Origin of the sequence: Pseudomonas lyxosi, from assembly GCF_047758685.1 — a bacterium.
In the GTDB taxonomy this organism is placed as follows: Bacteria; Pseudomonadota; Gammaproteobacteria; order Pseudomonadales; family Pseudomonadaceae; genus Aquipseudomonas; species Aquipseudomonas lyxosi.
Genome location: NZ_CP180481.1, coordinates 2,477,618 through 2,501,892, shown reverse-complemented (window position 1 = coordinate 2,501,892; position 24,275 = coordinate 2,477,618). Strand labels below are relative to the sequence as shown.

Annotated in this window: 19 protein-coding genes; 4 read left to right on the top strand and 15 right to left on the bottom strand. The window is 58.6% G+C overall.

The window, feature by feature from the left end; all coding sequences use genetic code 11:
- Positions 1-16 precede the first annotated feature (16 nt).
- The 3 genes from ACMXYI_RS11565 to ACMXYI_RS11555 form a co-directional block, all read right to left on the bottom strand.
- Positions 17-1,003: an alpha-ketoacid dehydrogenase subunit beta gene (locus ACMXYI_RS11565; protein WP_415773292.1), complete on the bottom strand. Its 987-nt coding sequence runs from the start codon at positions 1,001-1,003 to the stop codon at positions 17-19.
- Positions 996-2,090 carry a pyruvate dehydrogenase (acetyl-transferring) E1 component subunit alpha gene (gene pdhA, locus ACMXYI_RS11560; protein WP_415773291.1) on the bottom strand — a complete coding sequence of 365 codons (1,095 nt, stop codon included), beginning with the start codon at positions 2,088-2,090 and terminating at the stop codon, positions 996-998. Before pdhA ends, ACMXYI_RS11565 begins: the two co-directional genes overlap by 8 nt.
- A 115-nt stretch (positions 2,091-2,205) precedes the next feature.
- Entirely contained in the window at positions 2,206-3,225 is a 1,020-nt protein-coding gene (locus ACMXYI_RS11555) for a Glu/Leu/Phe/Val dehydrogenase family protein (protein ID WP_056743244.1), read from the bottom strand.
- A 183-nt stretch (positions 3,226-3,408) separates the two neighbouring features.
- On the opposite strand from ACMXYI_RS11555, the gene ACMXYI_RS11550 reads away from it, so the two are divergent.
- Entirely contained in the window at positions 3,409-4,212 is an 804-nt protein-coding gene (locus tag ACMXYI_RS11550) for a SirB1 family protein (RefSeq protein WP_415773290.1), read from the top strand.
- Between the two features lie 126 nt (positions 4,213-4,338).
- Here the strand turns inward: ACMXYI_RS11550 and maiA are convergent, their stop codons facing one another.
- From maiA to hmgA, 3 genes are read right to left on the bottom strand one after another with little or no spacing between them, the layout of a single operon-like run.
- Positions 4,339-4,974: a maleylacetoacetate isomerase gene (maiA, locus tag ACMXYI_RS11545; RefSeq protein ID WP_415773289.1), complete on the bottom strand. Its 636-nt coding sequence runs from the start codon at positions 4,972-4,974 to the stop codon at positions 4,339-4,341.
- A gap of 12 nt (positions 4,975-4,986) precedes the next feature.
- Positions 4,987-6,291: a fumarylacetoacetase gene (gene fahA, locus ACMXYI_RS11540; protein ID WP_415773288.1), complete on the bottom strand. Its 1,305-nt coding sequence runs from the start codon at positions 6,289-6,291 to the stop codon at positions 4,987-4,989.
- 3 nt (positions 6,292-6,294) lie between these two features.
- A complete protein-coding gene (gene hmgA / locus ACMXYI_RS11535; RefSeq protein WP_415773287.1) occupies positions 6,295-7,599 on the bottom strand; it encodes a homogentisate 1,2-dioxygenase in 1,305 nt (434 codons plus the stop codon).
- A 164-nt stretch (positions 7,600-7,763) separates the two neighbouring features.
- Between hmgA and ACMXYI_RS11530 the strand changes: the two genes are divergently transcribed.
- The gene (locus tag ACMXYI_RS11530; protein ID WP_415773286.1) at positions 7,764-8,561 is read left to right on the top strand and encodes an IclR family transcriptional regulator; all 798 of its coding nucleotides are present in this window, start codon (positions 7,764-7,766) and stop codon (positions 8,559-8,561) included.
- Positions 8,562-8,647: 86 nt separating this feature from the next.
- Here ACMXYI_RS11530 and ACMXYI_RS11525 read toward each other — a convergent pair whose 3' ends face one another.
- The 4 genes from ACMXYI_RS11525 to ACMXYI_RS11510 form a co-directional block, all read right to left on the bottom strand.
- A complete protein-coding gene (locus ACMXYI_RS11525) occupies positions 8,648-11,053 on the bottom strand; it encodes a dermonecrotic toxin domain-containing protein (RefSeq protein WP_415773285.1) in 2,406 nt (801 codons plus the stop codon).
- A 191-nt stretch (positions 11,054-11,244) separates the two neighbouring features.
- Complete coding sequence (locus ACMXYI_RS11520; RefSeq protein ID WP_415773284.1) at positions 11,245-13,800, bottom strand: LuxR C-terminal-related transcriptional regulator; 2,556 nt, start codon at positions 13,798-13,800, stop codon at positions 11,245-11,247.
- A 140-nt stretch (positions 13,801-13,940) separates the two neighbouring features.
- Positions 13,941-15,308, bottom strand: a complete 1,368-nt coding sequence (locus ACMXYI_RS11515; RefSeq protein WP_415773283.1) for a DUF1329 domain-containing protein — start codon at positions 15,306-15,308, stop codon at positions 13,941-13,943.
- Positions 15,309-15,331: 23 nt separating this feature from the next.
- The gene (locus ACMXYI_RS11510; RefSeq protein ID WP_415773282.1) at positions 15,332-17,125 is read right to left on the bottom strand and encodes a DUF1302 domain-containing protein; all 1,794 of its coding nucleotides are present in this window, start codon (positions 17,123-17,125) and stop codon (positions 15,332-15,334) included.
- Positions 17,126-17,879: 754 nt separating this feature from the next.
- Here ACMXYI_RS11510 and ACMXYI_RS11505 point away from each other — a divergent pair.
- Together ACMXYI_RS11505 and ACMXYI_RS11500 are read left to right on the top strand one after the other, a co-directional pair.
- Complete coding sequence (locus ACMXYI_RS11505; RefSeq protein ID WP_415773281.1) at positions 17,880-19,925, top strand: S-type pyocin domain-containing protein; 2,046 nt, start codon at positions 17,880-17,882, stop codon at positions 19,923-19,925.
- 1 nt (position 19,926) lies between these two features.
- Positions 19,927-20,193 carry a bacteriocin immunity protein gene (locus tag ACMXYI_RS11500; RefSeq protein ID WP_415773280.1) on the top strand — a complete coding sequence of 89 codons (267 nt, stop codon included), beginning with the start codon at positions 19,927-19,929 and terminating at the stop codon, positions 20,191-20,193.
- Between the two features lie 85 nt (positions 20,194-20,278).
- Here ACMXYI_RS11500 and ACMXYI_RS11495 read toward each other — a convergent pair whose 3' ends face one another.
- The 5 genes from ACMXYI_RS11495 to ACMXYI_RS11475 form a co-directional block, all read right to left on the bottom strand.
- Positions 20,279-21,190 carry an SDR family oxidoreductase gene (locus tag ACMXYI_RS11495; protein ID WP_046052916.1) on the bottom strand — a complete coding sequence of 304 codons (912 nt, stop codon included), beginning with the start codon at positions 21,188-21,190 and terminating at the stop codon, positions 20,279-20,281.
- Positions 21,191-21,302: 112 nt separating this feature from the next.
- Positions 21,303-22,205 (bottom strand): alpha/beta fold hydrolase, encoded by a 903-nt coding sequence (locus ACMXYI_RS11490; RefSeq protein ID WP_415773279.1) that lies wholly within the window; start codon positions 22,203-22,205, stop codon positions 21,303-21,305.
- On the bottom strand, positions 22,205-22,987 hold the full coding sequence (locus tag ACMXYI_RS11485; RefSeq protein ID WP_415773278.1) for a class II aldolase/adducin family protein: 783 nt from the start codon (positions 22,985-22,987) through the stop codon (positions 22,205-22,207). Before ACMXYI_RS11485 ends, ACMXYI_RS11490 begins: the two co-directional genes overlap by 1 nt.
- A 147-nt stretch (positions 22,988-23,134) precedes the next feature.
- Positions 23,135-23,821 carry an LrgB family protein gene (locus tag ACMXYI_RS11480; RefSeq protein ID WP_056743013.1) on the bottom strand — a complete coding sequence of 229 codons (687 nt, stop codon included), beginning with the start codon at positions 23,819-23,821 and terminating at the stop codon, positions 23,135-23,137.
- Positions 23,811-24,197 carry a CidA/LrgA family protein gene (locus ACMXYI_RS11475; protein WP_415773277.1) on the bottom strand — a complete coding sequence of 129 codons (387 nt, stop codon included), beginning with the start codon at positions 24,195-24,197 and terminating at the stop codon, positions 23,811-23,813. The genes ACMXYI_RS11480 and ACMXYI_RS11475 overlap by 11 nt, the downstream gene beginning before the upstream one ends.
- Between the last annotated feature and the right edge of the window lie 78 nt (positions 24,198-24,275).

Genomic DNA, 24,275 nt, shown 5'->3' with positions numbered 1-24,275 from the left:
CGCAGCCTCCTTGGGTTCAGGCGAAGTGAAGAACGTTGTCACAGGCCTGAAGAATGTCCTCGACGTTGGGCATATAGAGCGATTCCAGTCGATACAGCGGCGGCGGAATGTCCGGCGCGGTAACCCGCTGGATCGGTGCCTGCAATTCCAGCAACACCCGCTCATAGAGGCTAGCGGCGATTTCCGCACCGACGCCACAGGAACGCGGCGCCTCGTGGACGATCACACAGCGACCGGTCTTGCGCACCGAGGCTTCCAAAGTGTCGAGGTCCAGCGGCTTGATACTCGCGACATCGATCACTTCCGCCGAGACGCCCTGCTCGGCCAATGCGGTGGCGGCTTGCAGGGTTTCCATCACACTGGCGCCCCAGCTGATCAGCGTGATGTCGCTGCCTTCGCGCAGGGTGAAACAGCTGTCCAGCGGCAGGCGTTTACCGTCATCCACCAGCGTTTGCGGGTTCATGCGATAGAGCCGGGTCGGTTCGAGAAACACCACCGGGTCCGGGTCATCGATGGCCGCCAGTAACAAACCATAGGCCCGGGCCGGCGATGACGGGATCACCACCCGCAGCCCTGGAATGTGCGCGAATAAGGCTTCAGTGCTTTCGCTGTGATGTTCCGGCGCGCGAATCCCTGCGCCCATCGGCGTGCGCATCACCATCGGGCAAGTGATCCGCCCGCGCGTGCGATTACGCATGCGGCTGGCGTGGGAAACCAGGTGTTCCATGGCGGCGTAGATGAAACCCATGAACTGGATTTCCACCACCGGTTTCAGGCCCTGCGCGGCCATGCCGACCACCAGTCCGCCGAGCATGGTTTCCGCCAGCGGCGAGTCGATGACTCGCTTGAAGCCAAAGCTGTCGCGCAGCCCTTGGGTGGCGCGAAATACGCCGCCGTTCACTCCGACATCCTCACCGAGGACGATGACGTTCTCGTCTTCGCTCATCGCCCGATGCAGCGCGAGGTTCACCGCGTCCAGCAACGTGACTTTGCCGTTACTCATGGCTCGAATCTCCCGCGCGGCGCGCCGCCCTTTCGAGCAACTCTTCACGCTGCCCGGCGAGGGACGCCGGCCATTGGGCGTAGACGTAATCCATGACCGATTCCGGCGCCTGAGTACCCGCCGCTTCGAAGTTATCCACAGCACGCTGCACCAAGCCCTGGCATTCGCTGATCACCGCCTGTTCTCGCCCTTCGTCCCACACACCCTGGCCGACCATGAAACGTTGCAAGCGTTTGACCGGCTCTTCGAGCCAGGCCTGCTTGACCTCGTCCGCCGGCCGGTATCGTGTGGCATCGTCGGCGGTGGTGTGGTCGCCGAGGCGATAGCTCAGGCATTCCAGCAACACTGGGCCTTTACCGTGACGCGCCCGTTCGAGGGCCACTTGCACTCGGTCGTAAACCGCGAGCATGTCATTGCCGTCGACCTGCTCACCGTGGAACCCGGCACCGATCGCTTTCTGTGCCAGCGTCGGGGCGCCGCACTGAATCCGTCGTGGCACCGAGATCGCCCATTGGTTGTTATTGACCACGAACACCACCGGCAATTGCCAGGCACCGGCGACGTTGAGGGCTTCGAGGAAATCGCCTTTGCTGGTGGCGCCATCGCCGCAGGTGGTGACGGCGACCCGATGTTCGCCGCGGATTTTGAATGCACTGGCAACGCCGCAGGCATGCAAGGCCTGGGTGGCAATCGGCACACAGATCGGAAAGTCCTGGGCCGCCGCCGGTTCGACAAAGTCGCTGCCGCGCTCGTCACCGCCCCAGTACAGGAGGATTTCTTCCATGCGTACCCCGCGCATCAACTGCACGGCGGTGTCACGGTAATACGGAATCAGCACGTCTTCGGCGTGCATCACGCTGCCGACGGCGACGCCAATGGCTTCCTGGCCCAACGTCGGCGCATAAGTGCCGATGCGCCCGGTGCGTTGCAGGGCGACAGCTTTCTGATCGAAAAGGCGGGTCAGGACCATCTGCCGATAAAGGCGCGTCAGCAAATTGAAATCGTCGGCCCAGGCAGGAAGTTCGCCGAGCAATTGGCCGTCAGGGGATAAAAATCGGGTGTAAGGCAGCTCAACCTTGTGAGGCATCACAGGGGCTCCTGGCACGCCGCGTCAGCGTGCGTCAGTCAAGCCTGACGCTTGTGGCGCCAGGCCTTGGGAGCAAGTCTGCCGGATAGGCCCTCACTCCTTCATCGGTTCAACCTCATCGATACAGCACTTTCTCCGCCAACTCGTCAGCCACTCGGGCCGGCGAGCGTTTTTCCGCTTGGGCATGGGCGAAGACTTCGGTCAGCCGGGAGCTGATTTTCGACAGGTGTGCGGTGATGGTCGATAGCTCTTCGCCGCGGTGCTTGAGCGAAACGTAGATCAGCCCGCCGGAATTGATCACGTAATCCGGCGCATACAGAATGCCCCGCCGCTCCAGTTGATCAGCGACTTCCAGATGGGTCAGTTGGTTGTTCGCCGAACCGGCCACCGCTGCGCAGCGCAGTTGCGTCACGCTGTGGCTGTTGAGCACGCCACCGAGGCCGCAGGGCGCGAGAATGTCACAAGGGGTGCTGAGCAGTGCGTCGTTTGCGATTGGGTGAGCGCCAAGTTGCTCCATCGCTAGTTGGACCTTGCCGTGATCGATGTCACTGACCAGCAGTTCGGCACCGGCGGCATGCAGTTGTTCGGCGAGGGCATAGCCAACGTTGCCGAGCCCTTGAATCGCCACTCGCAGGCCTTCGAGGTTATCGCTGCCCAGCCGGGCCATGGCGGTGGCACGAATACCGGTGAACACGCCCATCGCCGCGTGCGGTGCAGGGTCGCCCGCCGAGGTGGTGCTGGTGACGTGTTGGGTCTGTTGGGCGATGCAATCCATGTCCGCCACCGAGGTGCCACTGTCGATGGCGGTGATGTAGCGGCCGTCGAGCTGATTGATGCAACGCCCGAAGGCTTCGAATAGCGCGGCGCGGTTTTCCACATGGACCGGGCGAACAATCACCGCCACGCCGCCGCCCTGAGCCAGGCCGGCCAGCGCCGCCTTGTAACTCATGCCTTGGGCGAGGCGCACCGCATCCTCGACGGCGGACTCGTCGCTGGGATAGGCAAGGTAACGACACCCGCCCAAGGCAGGCCCCAGACGGCTGTTATGAATGGCAATGACCGCCTTCAACCCGGTGACCGAGTCAACGCTCAGATGCAGGGATTCAAGGCGAGTGCTTTGCATGAGAGCGAACATCGTAGGGCTCCCGAATCACTTCTTGTAGTCGCCAGTATAGGCTTGCGCCCGAAAATTGCAGAAGCGCACCGGAATAAGCGACGCCGCCAAGCAGACTTTCGGACATAACCTGTTACCGCCTATGTTCGGCACTGGACGAATGCCTGAGACGGGTCTAAAACGAGGCATTACCCGGAGATTTTGATGACCCCCCGCCAACGTTTTTTCGACTGTCTGCAACGTTCACCGCCCGCGCTGTTCGAGGCGGCGCTGTGGATTGCCGCCGAACACGACAGTGAGGTCAATCCCGAGGCGGTGCTGCACGATTTCAAGGACCTGCAACAACGGGTCAGTTATGGCTTGCCGATGTTGCCGGTGAGCGAGTTGGCCCAGCCGTTGTTACGGCGTATGAATGACTTGGGATTTGCTCAGGACGACTCCACGCCATTGCGTCCGCAAGTCGCGCTGGTCAATAAAGTGCTGGAACGCAGACGTGGGCAGCCGCTGAGTCTGGGATTGATTGCCCTGGAACTGGCCAAAGGTCTGGAAATCCCCATGGTTGGAGTCAACTTCCCCGGGCATTTCCTGCTGCGGGTACCAGGCGCCGATCACCTGCTCGACCCTTGCGGCGGGCGTCGTTTGTACCCCAACGACTGCCGGGATTTACTGCAACGCCAGTACGGCCCGAACATGCAGCTCAGCGCCGAGCATTTGCTCAGCGCCGAACCGGTGCAAATGCTGCAGCGGCTGTCGCGCAACCTGCGTCAGTTACACCTTTCTAACGATGACTACATCGGCGCCCTGATCGACGCCGAACGAGTGCTGGAACTGGGCAACGCCAGTGCCTCCGACTACCTCGCCCGGGCCAGCCTCTATCAACGGCTGGATTGCCCGAACGCCGAGCGCTTTGACCTGGAGCATGCCCTACTGCTCAGTGACGACCCGATCCAGCGGATTCGCCTGACTGAACGATTAGGGCACCTGCCGCCTAACTCCATCGTCCACTGATCCCTTGTGGGAGCAAGCTTGCTCGCGATGGCGGTGGTGCATCCAACATTCATGTGTCAGTCAGATCGCTATCGTCGGAACGCCGCCCGGAGCAAGCTCGCTCCCACATTGGGTTGGTGTAGGGCGTCAAGGAGTGTCTGGCTGGTTCGCCGGATGCGCCTTGATGAACGCCGGATGTGTCGCCGCCAACGCCGCCACTCGACGAATCCGCGGATACGCCTCAAGTGAAATGCTGAAGCGCTCGGCCGCGTACAGCTGCGGAATCAGGTAAACATCCGCCAGCCCAGGCGTCGGACCAAAGCAATAACCCTCATCGCCGAGCAACTGCTCCACCGTCGCCAATCCCTGGCTGATCCAGTGCCCGATCCACTCCACCACTTGCGGCTCATCGTGCCCCAACTGCCGCAGCTTGTTGAGCACGCTGACGTTGTGCAGCGGATGCACATCGCAGCCGATCACCGCCGCCACACCACGCTCATGGGCGCGAGCGGCGAGGTCTTTGGAGAGCAGCGGCACCTGTGGATAACGTTCCTCCAGGTATTCGACGATCGCCGGCGACTGGATCAACAGCTCACCTTCGTCAGTGCGCAAGGCCGGCACTCGGCCTTGCGGGTTAATGGCGAGATAGGGCGGCTGTCGATGTTCGCCACCTGGCGGCGCGATCAGGTTGATCGGCAGCGCCTGGTAATCCAGTCCCTTGAGCGCCAACGCGATACGCACCCGAAAGGACGAAGTCGAACGGTAGTAGGTATAGAGTTCCATGCCCCGATCCTCTTAGCGCGCAGGCAGCACTTTGCCGCGGCATTCGCCGAAACCGATGGAGGCAAAACCCTCGCGGCTGCAACGGGCCCGCAGGATGATTTCGTCGCCGTCCTCAAGGAACTTACGCACTTCGCCGGACGCGAGCTCGATCGGCATTTTACCGCCCTCGGTGATTTCCAGCAGGCTGCCGAACTGACCGTTTTCCGGCCCCGACAAGGTGCCCGAACCGAACAAGTCACCGGCCTGCAACTGGCAGCCGTTGACGCTGTGGTGCGCGACCATTTGCGCCACGGTCCAGTACATGTGTTGGGTGTTGCTCAGGGTCAGGCGATGGGCCGGCAGATTTTGTTCGCGCAGACCTTCGGTGAGCAGCAGCACTTCCAGTTCGATGTCGAAGGCGCCAGCGGCCTGATCGCGCTTGTCGAACAGGTACGGCAGCGGCTGTGGATCGCCTTCCGGACGTGCCGGTTGAGCACGACGGAACGGCTCCAGCGCTTCGGCCGTCACGACCCACGGCGAGATGCTGGTGATGAAACTCTTCGACAGGAACGGCCCCAACGGCTGGTATTCCCAGGCCTGGATATCCCGCGCCGACCAGTCATTGAGCAGGCAGAAACCGGCGATGTGATCGGCAGCGTCACCGATGGCGATCGAGTCGCCCATCTCGTTGCCCTGGCCGATCCAGATGCCCAGTTCCAGCTCATAGTCCAGACGTGCGCACGGACCAAAAGTCGGCTCGGTCTGACCGGCCGGCAACGTCTGGCCTTTCGGACGGCGAACGTCAGTGCCCGACGGGCGAATGGTCGAAGCGCGGCCGTGATAACCGATCGGCACGTACTTGTAGTTCGGCAGCAATGGGTTGTCCGGACGAAACAGTTTGCCGACATTTTGCGCGTGCTCTATGCCGACGTAGAAGTCGGTGTAGTCATTGATTTTCGCTGGCAGGTGCATCTCGCAATTCGCCGCCAGTGGCAGCAGTTTTGCGCCTTGGGCTTCGATCTTGCCGTGCAGGGTGCTGCCTTCTTTGAACAGTTCCAGCAGGCGTTCGCGCAGGGCAACGCGAGCGTCACGACCCAGTTCAAAGAACGCGTTCAGCTGACCGCCACGGGTGGCTTCGACTGCAGTTTTTGCGACGCCATCGAACAGGCCGGCGTCCAGTGCAGCTTCCAGATCAAAGATATGTTCGCCAATGGCCACGCCACTGCGCGGTGCCGAACCCTTCACGCTGAACACGCCCAGCGGCAGGTTCTGCAGAGGGAAATCAGCATGGCCGTTGGCGGAGGCAACCCAGCTACGAGTGATGGAAGTCTGAGTCATGGGTTATCTCCGGGTCGGGTCGAAAGTGGCGGGCAGCGTCGCCCAGCAAGCGTCGTAATTGTTTTGCAGTTGCGGGCAGTCCAGGGCGAAGCGGCTCGGGCGCAGCACCTGGCTGGTCTCGAACATGAAGGCCATGGTGTTGTCGATTTTCGCTGGCGCGAGTTCGGCGTTGATCGCCTTGGTGCAGGTTTCGCCGTCCGGGCCGTGGGCGCTCATGCAACTGTGCAAGGACGCACCGCCGGGCACGAAGCCTTCGGCCTTGGCGTCGTACTCGCCCTTGATCAGGCCCATGAATTCGTTCATCAGGTTGCGGTGGAACCACGGTGGACGGAAGGTTTTCTCGGCGACCATCCAGCGTGGCGGGAAGATCACGAAGTCGAGATTGGCCAGACCGTGGACGCTGGTCGGCGACGTCAAGACAGTGAAGATCGATGGATCCGGGTGATCGAAACTGACCGTGCCGATGGTGTTGAAGCGACGCAGGTCATATTTGTACGGCACGTTATTGCCGTGCCAGGCGACCACGTTCAGCGGCGAATGGTCGAGCTCACAGCCCCACAACTGGCCGAGGAATTTCTGCACCAGCGTGGTCGGTTGCTTGAGGTTTTCGTAATGGGCGACCGGGGTCAGGAAGTCCCGCGCGTTGGCCAGGCCGTTGCTGCCGATCGGCCCGAGGTCCGGCAGGCGCAGCGGCGCGCCGTGGTTCTCGGCAATGTAGCCGCGCGCTTGCGGGTCGAGCAGCTCGACGCGAAATTTCAGACCGCGCGGCAGCACGGCGATTTCCAGTGGCTCCAGTTCCAGCACGCCCAATTCGGTCGCGATGCGCAAGCGCCCCAGCTCAGGAACCAGCAACAGTTCGCCGTCGGCGTTGAAGAACACGCGCTCCATGGAGCGGTTGGCGCGGTAGCTATAGATGCTGATCCCGGCTGGTTTTTCCGCGCCCGAGTTGGCGGCCATGCTCACCAGCCCGTCGATGAAATCGGTTGGCTCGTTCGGGATGTCCAACGGGTTCCAGCGCAGACGGTTGGGGGTCACTTCACCCAACGGGCCGCCGGCCAGTTGCCGATCCAGTTTGACGAACGCCGGGTGATTGGCCGACGGCTGAATGCGGTACATCCAGGTGCGCCGCGCTTCGCTGCGGGGCATGGTGAACGCCGTGCCGGAGAACAATTCGGTGTAGAGACCGTAAGGCGCTTTTTGCGGGGAATTCTGGCCGACGGGCAGTGCGCCGGGCAACGCTTCGCTGCTGAATTCATTGCCGAAGCCGGACTGATAAGCCAGCGCTGGCGCCGTTGGATCGAGGTTCATGGAGCCTCCTGAACAGGGAGTAGGCAATGGCTGTCGCTCCGTTGAAGAGGTCTCGGCACGCCTGGGTTATTTTTATCGTAATTCGATTACGCTTAACGTAATTTGATTGGTATTGACCGTCAAGCTATAAAGACGCCCATTCGTCCCGGGATCAGACCGCCTCCATGGAAACGCCGCGCAGCAACGATAAACAGAAAGTCCGCTCGGCCGAGGTCGGCACCGACATCCTCAAGGCCCTGGCCGAGTTGTCGCCATCGACTTCACTGTCGCGCCTGGCCGAACACGTGCAGATGCCGGCAAGCAAGGTTCATCGCTATTTGCAGGCGCTGATTGCCAGCGGTTTTGCTGAACAGAATGCTGCCACCAACCATTACGGCCTGGGCCGCGAAGCCTTGCGCGTCGGACTCGCCGCACTCAACAGTATGGACGTGCTGAAAGTCGGCGCCCTGCCCCTGGCCGAATTGCGCGATGAGTTGAACGAGACCTGCTTTCTGGCGGTGTGGGGCAACCAGGGCGCGACCGTGGTGCATATCGAACCGGCGGTGCGCGCAGTGACCGTGGTGACGCAATTGGGTTCGGTGTTGCCGTTGCTCAGTTCGTCCACGGGGCTGGTGTTCGGCGCCTATCTGCCGAAGCGTGAAACCGTGGACTTGCGTGAGCAGGAACTGCAGAGCGGTTCGACCCATGCGCTGGCGGATGATCAGGCCTACAAGGCGTTGTGCGAACAGATCCGCGAGCGCGGTCTGCATCATGTGCATGGTTTGCTGATGCCGGGGGTCGATGCGTTGTCGGCGCCGGTATTCAATGCTGTCGGGAATGTTGCGGCGGTGATGACCATTGTCGGCCCGGCGTCGTTGTTTCACGCCGACGAAAACGGCCCGGCGGCGCAGCGGTTGTTGGCTGCGACGCGGGCCGTTAGTTGGCGGATGGGCTATCAGCCGATCCAGGATTCATCGACATGAGATTTGTGCAGCACAATGGAATTCAACGTATTACGCCAATTTCCTGATCGATGAATACAAGGTACTTATCCCGTTTGTCACAGCCGTTACAGCAGACGCGTTTTGCTGTCGAGGGCTTGTGGATCATCGAGAATAGCTTGAATGGCCTCGAGCGCCTGTAAAGGCAATTTCTGTTGCCCGGTCGCCTGGCTGTAAAACTTCTGAACCAAATACGCATCGCCCAACAATCCGATAAAGTCCTGCTGCAACTTGGTTGGCTGGGCCTTGCTGTAACCGGCTTTACCCAGCGACGCCAGTTCGATCAGCGCATCCAGAAAATGCGTTGCCGCAGTGGCGCGATCCCCGTCGTTATAGGCTTCGGCACCTTCCAGCACACTTTTGGTGAACAACATCACACTCATTGCAATGCCCACCGGCGGAATCACCACGCTGACAACGGTGGCCGCAGCCTGCACCGCGTCGAACACTAGCTTGAAGATGATTTCGTCAAGGCTTTCGGTCTTTTCATCGACATCGGAAATCGTGCGATAAATCAGATCGTCATAACTGCTGCCCAGGTCTTTGACGCGACTGTCGCGTTGCAGAACCGGGGCCTCATTGAAGTTGCCAAGCTGTTCCAGATCGGTGATGTACGTACCCACCACCCGCTGATTCGTATAACGAACCCGGTCATAGAAATAGTTGCCGAATTTGAGTTTCTTGACGGCGGATACAAATTCCGAATGCGGACGAATCAGTCGGCCGTCAGGTGCGTCAGGCGTATACAGGAACTCCTCAATCCGATCACCAATGACCAATCGGAAAACGAATACGCCAACCACCAGTCGGTCTCGCAAATGCAACTTGAACATTGCGCTGAAGCGAACACCACTCGGATATTCACCCATGGGATTCGACGGTCGTGTGTCAATTTTTTCCAGGGCTTCAATCACTTTCATCAGTTGCTGATACTGCTCGGAGGTCAAACGACCGTTAAAACGTTCCTGCATCACCCCCACTTTCATTTTACGGCGCTGGACTTCCAGGTGAACCATTCGTTTAAGCGCACCCTCGGGATGGCTTCTGTTCAAATGCTTCGAACGCAGCAGTTCGATATACTTTTCGCCCGGGCGCAGCGTACGCGACCAGCCGGCAATATCCCGGATATCAAGTTTGCTGATCGGCGGATGATCATGTTCCAGGGTAAATCGCGGATAGCTCCAAGGCGTTTGTTTTTCATTGGCGTAAAAATGCGTTTCGGTGCTGATCAGTTCGGTCAGCGTCATACCCAATTGCGGACTGACGGATACAAAGATGCGATCAGGATTGACCGTTGCCCGCTCCCCCCTCTCAGCCAGCACTTGCTCGATACGCTGTTTAATCAGATCGAAGCAGAACTTGTCGTAGGGAATGAAACCGCCCTCACGTGTGGCAATGACCTGCAAGGCCTTGAGTTCGCACCGAGTGCGGGCAAAGTTCTGGCGTTGAGCGTTGGAAGCCGTGCGATAAACGTAAGGTGTCCGGGACTCTTCCTCGGCCACTCGCCAGGCGCGAATGTTTTCAATGAAGCCGTTCAGTACTGCATCGCTTTTGTAATTCCATCCAACCGGGCTCACTCCCTTCCAGGTATTCGGCAGACGTTCGACCTGTTTCAGATAGGTGGCAATGGCTTCTCGATCCACACTGTGGGACTGCCAGGTCAGATAGTCCCGACCTTTGCCGTCTATTGTCCATTCGCCAACCCGCATGCCTACTCGTCGTAAATCCTGGCATTCGTACCAGTCCTGTCCACCTGGCGAGCCTGGCGCATACAGCAAGAAACCGTCCCGACCATCGCGTCTTGCGACCAGAATCAACTGCTGAAGCGCACGCGTGTTGTCGATGAGGCGCACACCATCAATGGTGAGTGCCTGGTCGCCGTTCAAGGCAGAGACAATCCGTGCGAAGTTCTTGTCGTTGATGTGCCCCTGATGGCGAGCAGCCAACGCGCTCAGCAACAGGCGCTCGCGCATGACGTTCTTCAAGGCTTGCATGACTTCTTGACGCTGATACTGAGAACGAAACTGGGCACCGTAGGCAGCCCGGGCATCGGTGGTCATGATCTCTTCAAACCATTGCTGATTCAGCTCGGCGGGAAGTCCGTCACCCTTGAATACGAGTTTGGCCCTTTGCCCCTCCTCGTAAAGGCCGTAGATGAACTGCTCGGTCAGGGTGCGAGTATCTTCCTGCTCGATCTTCAGCCCTCCCACCTGGAATGTATAACGGGCATTACACACAATTTCATCGGCATCCAGGTCCTGGTCAAAATCCAGTTTAATGAGCTGATTGGCAATACTACGGGCATAGTCTTTGAGCGAGCTGAAGTGTCCCAACTGTTTTTTCAATTCACTCTCACTCGCAACCAGCCATGCTTCCTGCCTTAAATAGAGTTCGCGATCATCCTGAGTTATTCCGTCCAGCCACGAGGGTCTTGCGTTGGCAATCAACGTCTTTGCATTAAATAAACTGTTCATATTCATCGTCCTTTGTTAACACGCTTACGCCTGACTTGGCGTCAAAGCATTTAGCGAAAACTTACTCCAGAACAATGCAAAGCAACACAGATCAAAAAAAACACAAAATATTATAGATACGAACAACTTGTTACCGGAAACAAAAACAAACAAGAGCAAGCACGTATAAACAAAATCAAATACAGGCACATTTACGAGCACACACCTAACAACTTAGCCTTGGCCACAGCTTGCGTTCTGCGTTCAACCCCCAACTTTCCATTAATTCTACGGGCGTGAGTTTTTACTGTGTGTAACGAGATGAACAATACATCGGCAATCTGTTGATTGGAGTTGCCCTGTGCGATCAACTGCAAAACTTCAAGTTCCCGTTTACTGAGGGGACTGGAACTGTGAGCCTCAACAGACAGTTCGGTGATCGACACCTGCGCTGCAGATGTACGCAGCCACTGGGGTTGTCGTAATTGCAATTCGCGCCACGCTTGCCGCCCTTGGCAACGGCTGATCATTTGCTCCCCTTCTTGCAAAGCTGCAGTGGCCAGATGCGATTCACCCTGAAGCCAGATCACTTCGGCCCGCGCCAGATGCAATTCCGCTTCGAGGGCGTACATACCGTTGGCGTGCGCATTGTCGATCAGAGTTTGAAGCAACGCTGCGGCGTTGCTGAGCTGTTGCAGATAAACCTCGGCCAGAATCAACAGATACTCAATCCGCGGAATAAGCTCCAGTGTTGCCGGGGGGGCCTGGCGAGCCTGCGGCCCACAATAATGACGCAGTACCCGCGTCAGTGCCTCATGGGCCAGTTGCGGTCGCCCCTGCTGCAACCAGAACTGACTGCTGACTTGCAACAGGACGCCACGATAGACGGTATCCGGAATTTGCCGCTGCTGCATCAGCCGCTCAGCATCGCGCAATTGGACAAACGCCTGGGTGTAATCACCCTGATTGGCCGCCAGTTGCGCGAGACCAAGAAATCCATATAACACACGCTTGTCGTGACTGCGCAGACACAACTCGAGACCGCGCTGAAAGCACTCGCGCGCGTGTTCATCCTGGCCCATGGTTAACGCCAGTCGCCCACGTCGCAAAGCGATACGCCCAAGCAACGGCGCGGGCCGGTCGGCCTGCTGGCAGAGCAGTTCATGTATGTTGAACAACAAACTCTCGGCGCGAGCCGGGGCGCCACGCTGCTCCAGCCATTGCGCATGATCGAGCTCCATCAGGCCCTCGAACACCAGCGAACCTTGCGCCCGCGCCAGGCACAGCGCTTCGCGGTTGTGGGCTTGCGCTACGTCGAGTTCGCCCCTTAACAATGCCTGTTGCGTCAAACCGGACAAACACATCAGGCGCGCCGTCCAACATTCGGGATCGAGCGCGCTCAACGCGTCAAGAAAGTGCGCGCGCGAAGCCTCCATTCGTCCCTGTAAATGCAGCAACCAACCCTGCAGGGCCTGCCAACGTGCATTCAGTTGACGCTGAAGCACCGCCGAAGGTTGAGGCGTGAAATGCGCCAAATGAGCGATACAGGCAGTCGCCTGTTCGAAGCGTCCGGCGAATAACAGCGCAGCTGTAATCAATCCGACCAATTGCGGGCTGCCCAGCGTCAGTTCCTCGCCTTGCTGCTCATGCAAGCGCAACAACAGCACCACCGTTTGCTCCTCGAACAAATCCTCGAAACTGAAGTGCTGCAACAGGCTGACCGCCACTTCGTATTCCTCGGCGAGCAATGCCTGTTCGAAGGCCGATTTCCAGTCCTGTTCGGTACAGAACCATTGGCAGGCACGCCGATGCCAGGAGCGTCCCGCCGGCCATTGCTCATCGCGCAACAACTGCGTGAACGGGGTGAATATCTGCAGCCAATCGCTGGAGTCCCCCCAAGGTTCGATAAAACAGCCCAGCGATTGCAAGGTCCGCAAGTACTGAGCGCCCTCTCCGGCCCCGAACAGGTGATCGCACAGCCGGGCATTGAAGCGGGGCAAGTGGGCCAGCACGCGCCAGGCCTCGCTCAACTCAGGCGTCAGCGAGCTGAACAACTCATGCTCCAGGTAATCGAGCAAGGTGTCCGCCCGTCCCAGGGGTTTGTCCTGACGCGACCAGTCGCACTTCTGCAGCAATGCAATCCGCACACCGGCACACCAGCCGCCGGTGCGCTGGATGATCCGACTGGCCACCTTGCTGGTCTGCTCCGGTACCCAGGGCTGCAGTATTTGCTCGACTTCACCTGGCGTGAAAGCCAGCGAAGTGCTTTCGCACTCGTACAACTCATCGTCGAGCAGCAACCTTGGCCAGTTGCAGGGCGGCCGACGACGGGTGCCCAGCCACCAAGTCAGCATCGGGCTGCTGACCGCCAGCATGCGATCCAGCAGCAGGTCCAGCTCCGGGTTTGGCAGGCGGCAATAGTCATCGAGAAACAGCCAGGTTGGCGTCTGCAATCGTGACAGATACCCCAGCAACTCGGATTCGCCCGACGAAGCCAACCCCAGCGTTTCTGTCAGACGATGACGAAAATCCACCGCGCTCAACACCGTGCCAGACAATGGCAACCAGAACACGCGGCACTGCGGCGGTGCCTGCAACAGGCATTCGGCGAGCAGCGCTGTCTTGCCACTGCCGGCCGGCGCGCAAAGTAATTTCACCCGGGCCGTGGAGGCCAGTAACGGCTCGGTCAAGCGAGCCCGTGACTGGTGATGAGTGGACAGACGGGGCAGGAATCCAGAACGGTCCAGACACGGGATCATGGCGGTCATTGCGGCGTGCCTTTTTATAATTGTCCGGCAACCCTAGCCCTCTCTAACCCGCTTGTTGAGAAGTATTCAGCACGCTGATTGGCAGCCATAAAAAAGGCGACCACCCGGTCGCCTTTTGTACTGTCGATGTATCAAAACCCTTACCGAACGCCCTCGGCGCGCAGGGCCGATGGGGTGTAGTCGGCGGCCTTGGCTTCGAAGCCGAATTCGAAACTGTGTTTCTCTTCGTTCTTCATTCCCAGGGCAATGTATCGGCCGGCAATGATGTCGTAGAGCGCTTCGAGGGTGTAGGCCGGGGTCTGGTGATCGTAGTAGTACTGAGCGTGACCCTCGGCCACCCGCCACAGCTGACCACGACCGTCGTAATGGTCTGCCAGCGCCACTTGCCAGCTGTCTTCGTCGAGGTACATGTGGCGTTTGGCGTAGATGTGCCGTTCGCTCGGCTTGACCGTACCGATCACTTCCCAGACCCGGTGCAACTCATAACGGGTCAGGTCCTGATTGATGTGCCCGGCTTTCACAATGTCATCGTACTTGAGGCTCGGCGAATCGAGTTTGTAGCTGTTGTAAGGGATGTACATTTCCTTCTTGCCGACCAGTTTCCAGTCGTAGCGATCCGGTGCACCGGAGAACATGTCGAAGTTGTCGGACGTGCGCAGGCCATCAGCGGCAGTACCCGGCCCGTCATAAGCCACTTGCGGGGCGCGACGCACACGGCGTTGGCCAGCGTTGTAGATCCACGCCAGACGCGGCTCTTTCACCTGATCGAGGGTTTCGTGCACCAGCAGCACGTTACCCGCCAGTCGTGCAGGTGCCGTCACCGATTGCTTGAAGAAGGTCAGCACGTTGGCGGCTTTTTCCGGATCCAGGTCCTTCATCAGTTGCGGTACGGCGATCTCTTCCTCGAAGCGGATCGGCGTGTAGCTGCCGTTCGTTTGCGGGGTCACCTGAGTGATGATGCGTCGCAGGTTGCCGCCGTGATAGCGGGTGATGTGGTTCCACAGCACCTCGACGCCGGCCTTCGGAATCGGAAAGGCGTAGTAGCGGTTGCCGGTGAAGTTGGCCAGGCCGTTACCCTCGTTGATGCTGTTCACGTTCAGTGCGCTGCGCTTGGCCGACTCGTAAATCTCCGGGGGTAGGGCCACGGTGCGGTGGGTCGGGTAGACCGGGATCTTGTAGGTTTCCGGGTAGCGCTTGAACATCGCCACCTGACCTTCCGACAATTTGTCTTTGTACTTGTCGACCGTCGCGGCGGTGATGATAAACAGTGGTTTCTCGCTGGCGAACGGGTCAGCCAGGAAGCCTTTGCTATCCACTGCGCCGGCGTTTTTCGGGATGCCGCCGGTCCAGGCCGGGATCGAGCCGTCGGCGTTGCCGGCCTTCTCGGCGCCCAGCGGCGTGAGGCTGGTGCCCAGTTTGTTGGCCTCATCAGGCGAGACCGCCGCCATCACGTTGGCAGCCAGCAGACTCAAGGCCAGGGCGCCGCATTGCAGAATCATCTTGCGCATTAAAATCATCCTTCTCAGCCAGATCAGAAGTTCACGCCGAAGCTCAGCGCCAGGAAGTCGCGGTCTTCCAGGGTGTTGTAGTCACCGCCGAAGAAATCGGTGTAACTGAGGCTCGCGGTATAGGTGTTGCGGTAGTCGGCATCGACGCCGACGCTGACGGCCTTGGCGCCTTCGTTGAACAGGCCGTTGGGGCCATAGCCGGCGACGTCATGGGACCAGGACAGGTTGGGTTTGAGGTTGATCCCGCCGATGACGTTGGCGTAATCGAGGATCGCCCGGGCGCGGTAGCCCCAGGAGGTCGAGGTGACGAAGCCGTCGGTATCGCCGCGAAAGCCGTATTGGCCATAGACCGAGTCACGGCCGTAACGCAATTCGGATCGCGACTCCAGGCCACCGACGTGCACCACCGCCGCTTCGCCGACCAGGGTCAGCCGTTGGGCGCCCAGCACTTGGTCGAAGAAGTGCGTCAGGGTGCTCTGGACCTGCGTCACTTCCTTGCGGCGATAGCCTTTGTTGTCGGCACCTGGCGTGGTCGCGATAGGCGATGCTGCGCCGCCTGCGATCGGGTTGAGCAAGGCCAGGGTCAGGTCATTGGTGTTGACTTGCACCGGAGCGTTGGGGCGATAGCTGATCTCGCCGGTCCACGCCGTGCCGGTGGGCAAGGTGGTGGAAAAGCTCGCGCCATACAGACGAATGTCTTCCGGGTACTCAAGGTAATACTGGCCGCGACCGAGCATCACGCTCTGGGCCAGTGCCGACCCGGTGCCCGGCGCGATCCTGTTGGCGGCACCGACGATGGCCGGGATCCGTGCCAGCGTTGTCAGGCCGGCAGTGGTGGTGCCGACCGTCGGGCTGCGGCTGTGATAGTTCATGAAGTACAGACCGTACTCGGTGTCGTCACCGAGCCAGCGCAGCGCCGTCCCCCACTGCCCGGAGTCGCGGGCGTCGCGGTCACCACTGCGCTGGACGATCACACCTTCCCGACTGACTTCGAAGCCTTGGCCAAACGCTGCAGCGACTGGTTGCAACGGTGCAATCGCCGGGCTGGCAACCGTGTAATTCTTGTTGCAGCCGTCTGCCACCACGTCGTTGCCGAAGAAGGTGCCGCAGTTGTCGACGACGGTCTGGTCCCATTCCAGTTGATAGAAACCTTCCACGGTCAGTTGATCGGTCAGGCCCTGGGAGGCGAACAGCATGTTCACCGGAATCAGGCCTTCCTTGATCTCAGCGCCGGGACGACGGAACGCTGAAACGTCGATCGGGTTGATGCTGTTGATCGAGTTGCCGATGAAGGTACTTTCACCCCAGCTGACCACTTGTTTGCCGGCGCGCACAGTGCCCGGCAGATCGGCGATGGAGTAGTTGTGATAGACGAAGGCGTCGAGCAGCTGCGCCCCGGAGGACTTGGCGCCTTCCTTGCGATTACTGTCACTGATCTGCTTGAACTCGCGGTCTTCGTCCTTCAGCTCGAAGTCGTACCAGTACTTGCCGCGGACGAACACACCGGTATCGCCGTATTTCAGTTCGAGGTCGTGAATGCCCTTGAAGATCTTGGAGAAGGTTTCACCCTTCTTGAAGTTCAGCCGGCCGTCGTCACCGGTCGAAGACTGACCGGTCCCGCCGTTGACGATACCCACCAACGACTTATCGGCATCGCGCATGCCCCAACTCGCGCCGACGGACAACGAGGAGTCAAACGACCCCTCGATTTCCCCGATGTTGAATGAAACAGCCTGCGCCTGGGCATAGCAACCCAAGGCAACCGCAGCGGCGAGCGCTTGCGGCGTGAAGATGGCGCGCATTGTTGTTTTTGTCATGCGTCTTCCCCGGTGAGTGACAGAAGGCCACACCCTACTGCCGCACGTTGGGAGCGATAAGCGCACCAAGGAGGTATTCGCGATGTACCTCCAAAGGATGAATGCCCGCATGGGACGGCGTTTTGCGCGGGTTATGGATGGGCTGGATGGGGGGTTATCAACGCAGCGCATGGCGTGTTGGCGGGGCCTGTTGCGACTGTTACTCATACTGCAACAGTTCATGTCATGAATTGCTATTTTTCCTTTTGGCTCAAGGCCTTATTCTTACCGGGCTTTCACGGCAATCGGCCGGAAAGCACGAAGCAATGGCGGTGGCCAGTCCACGCCATTAGCGACAGATTTCAGATGAATTGAAGATGTTCGACTCATCGCCCTGTGTTCACTGACGTTGATTTATTGCTCCTTGATCAATCGTCTTACTTTGGCCGCTGCGTTTGCAGCGGCCTTTTTTATGGGCGGTGGTTTTGTGGCGGTGGTGAAGGGCAACTTTTGTTTAAGACATTCCTACAGGATGTTTCCGATAACGCTATAAGAAACATCTTTTTACGCAAAAGATAATCCCTGCGGTTATTCCTGACCAATAGAAACTTCCCTCGATCTTATATGTAACGCCCCACACACCTCTCAGATCCATGACTTCCACTTCTGCTGTAGCTTTAAATGGCACGAAGCAATAGCTGGCATCCGTTTTCGTAATGACTGACCAGCAAGTCGTTCTTTTTAAAGCACCAAGCACATTCAAAAGGATATGAATATGCAAAAACCACCAACGCCGCCAAATCAACATCAACCAAGGCCCGTCTATCAAATCGATACACCCGTTGTAACAATAGGTGTTGCACCTGATCACATGATACCCGCCCCTCGAACATCAAATGACAATAGAGCGGGGCCATTCGGCCACGGTGTGGGGGCATACAATCAAAACATGACCAAAGTCCAAAAAACAACCAAAGCGCTGGAACAGGAATATCAGATCAAGGCCAGTCAATTACCGGAATCCATCGAAGCTGAACTGGCAGCGACCAGACTTCAAGGCCCAACTAATCCACTACCACCCTCGCAATCATTAGTCAGGGAGCTGGGAGTTCTGAATAAACTTACACAGCAGAAAACTGCTGAGTTTCACAGTAAAACAGTCACTGCCAATGCGTTTTATGGGGGCGACCCGTTTAACCGGCATATCAATGAATTCATGAAAAAAGCGACGACGATAAAAAAGTGGCCAGGACCGGACGGCATTGCCATGCAGGCCTTGGTTCAATCGCTCAGAGCCGCTCACGACGCCAAATTGCTGTCTCAAACTATCCAGTCGCTCAACCAGCGAACCGTTAATGCGCAGAATCTCTTAAGGGTCGTGCAGGCCAATGAAGAAGCACAGAGGGCTGCCGCCGAATTGGCGCGCATAAACGAAGAGGCCGCGGTCCGAGCTCGAGAGCAGGCGCGACTTGCTGCAACGGAGAACGCGCGGCGGGCAGCAGCCGAACGGGCTCGCGTTGTAGCAGAAACGGCAGCGCAGCAGGTCGCTGCGGAACGGGCACGTCTCCAAGCTCAAGCCAAGGCTAAATGGGAAGCCGAATGGGAGCGCTTTCGCGTGCAAAGGGAAGTGGACACGCAGGCGCTTATGAAAAAATTCGCCGAGTTCCAACGGCAAGTGCGAGTTGAAAAGCAGCAGAAAACGGAGAAAGAGGCGCAAGGCCCCAGGGACAGTCCGACGTTCGCCAATACGGGGACAACGGCGGTGTTCGGCCCTGTGTTTACCGGTGCAACCGGGACGTCCGGCATTAATCCAACGACATCTCTGACGTTACGGTCCGCGCTTCGCACTGCGGTATCCACTGCTACCGCAGTTCTCTCGACAGCAACCGCTCCCGTTCTCGTCGGGTTCGCCACTCTGCTGGCTCCCTCAAGACTAGGTAATGCTGATCTTTTTTCTGTCAGCGTTCCACTGTCAGAACTCGCTCCAGTTCCAACCACAGACCTGAACAAATTGGCAGCCGCCGGAGGAGCAATCAACCTACCGTTGACACTCGGCTCGAAGACAATGGGCAACAGGGTAGAGATTCTTGTTGCTACCACTGATGGAGTGACAGTTCCCACCAGTGTGCCGGTGAGGCTTGCTCACTTTGACGTTCGGAAGAATGTTTACGTTTCCGGCAGCACCGTCTCCAACGGTCCCGTCATCACCTGGACGCCGTTGGTAGAACCGCAGAATCCTTCAACGGAATTTCCGCTGATCGACGCCGACCTGCCGATATATGAAGGGGCTACCGTTACCCCCAACACGGGGCGAATCGATCCGTTTCCAGAGCTGGATTGTTACGGGTTTGGCGGCTTCATCACCGTCTTTCCGATCGACTCCGAGATCCCTCCGACATTCACGATGTTCAGGGATCGGCGGCAGGATCCCGGTGTTGTCAGCGGTGGCGGACAGTCGGTTTCAGGTAGCTGGTTAGGGGCGGCCTCAACGCTGGGAGGTGCGCCGATTCCCAAGCAGATTGCGGATAAACTTCGAGGGCGGGAGTTTTCGAGTTTTAATTCGTTTCGTAGAGCATTTTGGAGGGCCGTAGCAAACGACCAATTCTTGATTGATCAATTCACCTCATTCAACAAATCTGATATTAGATATGGTCTATCACCCAGCGCTCACTCCTCGGAGCAAGTGGGTGGGCGGAAAAAATTTGAAATTCACCATATCAATCCAATTAGTGAGGGCGGCTCGGTCTACGACATAGATAATCTTCGCGTATTAACACCAAAGCAGCACATCGAAACCCACTCAAAAAAAGGAGAAATATGAAATGAACCTAAAAAACAAATTCGAAGATTACACAGAATCTGAATATATAAGTCTTATAAACCGATTAGTCGAAGGTGACTACTCATCAGAGAAAGAACACGATGCCATTGTTGACAACATCGTGAGCACTTCGGAGCACCCAAACGGCACCGATATTTTGTACTACCCAGAAGAAGGTGTTGAAGACAGCCCTGAAGGGGTATTGAAAGCCATTAAAACCTGGCGAGCAGCTAACGGAAAACCAGGCTTCAAATCTGAAACTCAGTAATCCAAACAAAGAAGCAAGCATTCGACTTCAGTTCCGACTATCAAGAACCAGCAAGGTCAAAAAACGGTGACCTTGCTGGTTTCCATTAAATCGAATACTTCTGCAAATTCGCCATCATTTCCTTCAGCGCTTCAAGGTTGTCCTGCGGATGCGCCGCGCCTTCGAAGTCGCAGATCTGCTGCCAATGCGCCGCCACATCTTCCGGGGAGAAACCAACCCGCGGATCAAACCCCGCGCCGAGGCTTCGTTCCCAGCGCACCTTGCCCATCCAGCCGCCACCGACTTCAAACAGCCCGGAGGTTTCCTGGCAGTTCTCGCTGGCGAGGTACACCACCAGCGGGCTGACCAGTTCCGGTTTGAGTTGCTCAAAGACTTGCGGCGGGATCAGGCCTTCGGTCATGCGGGTGCCGCCGGTGGGGGCGATGGCGTTGACCAGGATGTTGTTCTTGCGGCCTTCGATGGCCAGTGTGCGGGTCAGGCCGTAGAGGCCGAGTTTGGCCATGCCGTAGTTGGACTGACCGAAGTTGCCGTAGATGCCCGAGGTCGAAGCGGTGAAGATGACGCGGCCGTAGTTTTGCTCGCGCAGGTGCGGCCAGGCGGCACGGGTAACTTTGTAGGCGCCTTCGACGTGGACGCGGTAAACCAGGTCCCAGTCGCCGTCTTCCATTTTGTGGAAGGTCTTGTCCCGCAGGATCCCGGCGTTGTTGACCACTACATCGACACGGCCGAAGGTGTCGAGGGCGTTCTGAACGATTTTGTCGCCGTCGGTGACGGAGTCATGGTTGGCCTCGGCGATGCCACCGGCCTCGCGGATTTCGGCCACTACCCGGTCGGCTGCCGAAGCGTTTGCGCCTTCGCCCTGAGCCGAGCCGCCGAGATCGTTGACCAGCACTTTGGCGCCTTGTTTGGCGAACAGCAGCGCGTGGGCCCGGCCCAGGCCGCCGCCTGCACCCGTGATGATCACGACTTTATCTTCGAAGCGCACAGACTCATTCATTGGGGGGACTCCAGCAGACCAGGGGACAATGAGTCCGAGTGTCAGGCACGGCGATGCGGGTCACAATGAACAGGGGTGAGGCTGAATGGTGCGCAATAAGGCAGAGGGATAATCAGGAGCAGGCGGCCTTGCGCGGCGGTGAAACCAGCTGATCGCGAAACTCCAGATAGTGCTTGAGCACCAGCCCTGGCGCCTCGGTTTGCGGGTAGTGGCCAATGCCGGGCAACAAGACCGTGTCCGGGTTCGGGATCAGTTCCCGATAGCGCTCGACCATGTGCGCGCCGGAGATCGGATCGACCTCACCATCGATCACCCGCAACTGCACTTCACCACGCTGCATCGCGCTGACCCAACGCTCGCGCTGGGCACGCCGCTCAGGGATGTAGGCGATCAATTTGTGCATGATCCGTGGCCCTTGATTGCTCTCGATCAAGCTCCAGAAATCATCCATCTCGCTCTCGGTGGGGCGACTTTGCGGACCGAAGACCTGCCGGAAACTCTTCACCAGACCATCACGGGAAAAGGCTCGCCCGATCATCCAGCCCAAGGGGCTGAGCAGGAGTTTTTGCATCAGTACCGGACGATGGGTTTCAGGAAAGAGGCCGCCATTGAGGAACACACAGCTGGCGATATGGATGCGCGCTTCGTAATGCCGGGCCAACAGTTCCTGAGCCACGCTGTCGCCATAATCATGGGCCAACAGGTGCACCGGCTGCTCGACCTTCACATGTTCCAGCAAGGCCTGCTGCAGATCGGCCTGCTCCAGCAGGCTGTATTCGTGGTCCACCGGTTTGGCTGAGTCGCCAAAGCCGAGCATGTCGCAGGCAATCACCCGATAGCGCTGGGTCAGCGGCTGCCAGAGGAAATGCCAGTCCCAACTGGCGGTCGGGAAGCCATGAATGAGCAACAGCGGCTCACCCTGCCCCGCCGTCCAGTAACGGATGGTCTGGCCACGGAATACGAACGTCTGGCCACGTTTGCGCCAGACACACAGGGGGATCTCGGCGAGTGCCATTAGAGTTTATAACCCGCGTCTTGTTTATCGAGTTTGCGCAACAGCGCTGGCCAGGCCAGTGCGCCACCCATCCCTTGAGCACTTTTGGTGACACCGGCGATCATTGCCTTGGCGCCTGCCAGAATCTGCGGTTCGATGGCGATCAATTCGGCGCCACCGTTCTGCGCCAGCACCTGGATATCGCAGGCGCGCTGGAAGGTAAACATCATCAGGAACGTGTCGGCGATGGTGGCGCCGCAGGTCAGCAGACCGTGGTTGTGCAGCATCAGGAAATTGTTTTCGCCGAGGTCGGCTTGCAGTCGCGCCTTCTCTTCATGGTTAAGCGCAACACCTTCGTAGGCGTGATAAGCCAGGCTGGACAGGACAAACAATGATTGTTGGCTGATCGGCAAAATGCCTTGTTTCTGCGCCGACACCGCGACACCCGCCGCCGTATGGGTGTGCAGCACGCAGACGACATCGTGACGAACCTCGTGCACCGCGCTATGGATGGTGTAACCGGCCGGGTTGATCTCGTAAGGGCTGTCCATCAGCTTGTTGCCGGCCTGATCGACCTTGACCAGACTCGAGGCGGTAATCTCGTGGAACATCAGCCCGAACGGGTTGATCAGAAAGTCTTCGGTACCGGGGACCTTGGCCGAGATGTGGGTAAAAATCAGGTCATCCCAGCCATGCAGGGCGACCAGACGATAGCAGGCGGCAAGATCGACGCGGGTCTGCCACTCGGCGGCGCTGACCTGGTCTTTGACACTGTGTGGCGATGGGACGGGGGCTACGTTCACGGCAAGGAACCTCTAATTTTTATTCTTGGGGTTTCTATTGTTTACCGACGTTACAGCAGTCTAGTCACGCCCCGGGCTTCGTGTAGTTGCATTGGCAGCCAGCTTGATGGCCTAGCGAGTCAGTACGCCAATGAACGTGGATCCATGTCAAAGTACTGCCGCCAACAAGGGTGCGGCGAACAGATTCAGCAGCCCCGTCAGAACCATGACTAACCCCGCCACCGAGCCCTCTTCACCCCCCACTTCATGTGCTCGACTGACCCCTGCACCATGTGCGCCAACACCAAACAATGCCCCTCGAGCCAAGGCACTGCGCAGGGGCAACCACTTGAGCAGAATGCCGCCGAGCATCGCCCCGAACACCCCGGTGAACATCACAAATACCGCCGTCAGTTCCGGTACGCCGCCCAGGTCCTGGGCCAGCGGCATGGCAAAAGGCGTGGTGATCGAACGCGGCACCAGCGACATCGTCACCGAACTGTCCAGCGCCAGCGCCTTGGCCAGCCCGAACGAACTGCCGATGGACGCCGCGCTGCCCGCCAGCATCCCAAGCAACAACGCCGACCAATGCCGCATCAGCATCTGCCGCTGCTGCCAGATTGGCACTGCAAAAGCGACGGTAACCGGCCCCAGCACCAGCATCAGCCAATGGGTGTTGCTCGAGTATTCGGCATACGCAGTGTGCAGCGGCACGGCGAGTGCCAACAAAAGAGCCGGGACCAGAATCAGTGGCGACAACACATAGCGCCCGGTGCGCCGATAGATCCAGCGACTGAACAGATAGGCCAGCAGCGTGAAGGCCAGCCAGAACATCGGCATCAGCTCAAGCTTCACGAGACCTCCTCAGCCGCACCACCAGTTCCACGGTAAACGCGGTCACCAGCATCACCATCAGCGTGCTGACGCCGATCACCAGCAAAATTCGCCAACCGTCGCTGCGCAGCAGACCGCCGTAATCGAGCAGGCTCATCAGCGCCGGAATGAAGAACAACAGCATCTCGGCCATCAACAGGCCGGCGCCCATTTGCAGCGCCGCCGGTTTGACCACACCCAAAGCGAACGCCAGCAGCAACAGCACCATGCCGATGACACCGCCGGGAATCGGCCAGGCAAACCACACGGCCATCTGGCAGCCGAGCAGATAGATGGCCAGCAGCACGGCCAATTCGGCCGCCAGTCGAGCCAAGCTTTTTAAGGTTGATGCGTTCATGTCTTCGGTCCTCACAGGTGCTCATTTTAAGGAGCGGGCTGCTATACCCGAAGCGAATTGTTAGACTCGAAGCCATTC